Origin of the sequence: Citrobacter sp. EC_71, assembly GCF_019584005.1 — a bacterium.
GTDB classification, from domain to species: Bacteria; Pseudomonadota; Gammaproteobacteria; order Enterobacterales; family Enterobacteriaceae; genus Citrobacter; species Citrobacter werkmanii.
In genome coordinates, this window is sequence record NZ_VDAY01000119.1 from 1 (window position 1) to 229 (window position 229).

The following is a 229-nucleotide window of genomic DNA, read 5'->3' on the forward strand; positions in this document are numbered from 1 at the left end:
TCGCTGTATTGCCGGCAATATCGGTCACCGTCGCCACAATGCTGTGGTCGCCGTCGGCCAGCCCGCCGGATGTGATATGCCACTGTCCGGCCGCGTCCTTCGTCGCCGCCACCGGCGCGCCGCCGTCAATGCTCACCATCATGCTCACCGCATCCGCATCGGTGCTGATGGCAAAGCCCGGTGCCGCTACGTTGGTCTGGTTATCCCCCGCCGTCCCGGTGTCGTCGCT

Annotated in this window: 1 protein-coding gene; it reads right to left on the reverse strand. The window is 66.4% G+C overall.

Annotated elements, in window-relative coordinates:
- Positions 1-229 (reverse strand): Ig-like domain-containing protein (locus FHD02_RS24295; RefSeq protein WP_220394402.1); only part of this gene is annotated, 229 nt, incomplete at both ends.